This is a genomic window from Rhodopirellula europaea 6C (genome assembly GCF_000338295.1).
In the GTDB taxonomy this organism is placed as follows: Bacteria; Planctomycetota; Planctomycetia; order Pirellulales; family Pirellulaceae; genus Rhodopirellula; species Rhodopirellula europaea.
In genome coordinates this window covers 1-537 of the sequence record NZ_ANMO01000213.1, presented here as the reverse complement: position 1 = coordinate 537, position 537 = coordinate 1, and the positions used below count along the sequence as shown (strand labels likewise).

Genomic DNA, 537 nt, shown 5'->3' with positions numbered 1-537 from the left:
GGAACGGTAGCGATATGCGGGCGGCGGCGAGCGACTCTACCATTGCCATAGCGGCAACCACCGCCGCTCCGTATCATCGCATGGTTCGCCGCAGTTCTCTCGCTCGGTGCGGATGCCGTTCATGGTATACCTAGCAAGATTGGAGCGGCAACCATGGCTGCGATCAGAAACCCAACAACTATCCGATGTCGTGTCGCTCGGAGGAACAAGACCAGGAACAACCCGCTTGGCACGAGCATCATCATCAGACGTAGCATTGGCGTTCCGATCCGACGCCAAAGCAGCATGTAATGCGTGAATCGTGGGGTTAGCCATGGGTCGTAGGAACGCGCGTAGAAGTTGGCAGCCACGTAGGCCGTGAGGACAAACGACGAAGCGATAATGAACGCGGTTAGTGCGATCGGTCGCGACACCTTCGCCTGCGGAAGTTCGTTTTCGGCTTGCGTTTTTGTCGCAGCAGGTTCGTATGGGTTCAGACCATCCAAAGAAGCAAGCAATCCAGCAAAGATTGGCGTAGGTAATATCAGTCGGCGAACG

1 protein-coding gene is annotated in these 537 nt (G+C 56.2%); it reads right to left on the bottom strand.

Annotated elements, in window-relative coordinates:
* Nucleotides 1-119: 119 nt before the first annotated feature.
* On the bottom strand, nt 120-537 hold a 418-nt coding region (locus tag RE6C_RS32305), incomplete at its 5' end, for a hypothetical protein (protein WP_039963045.1).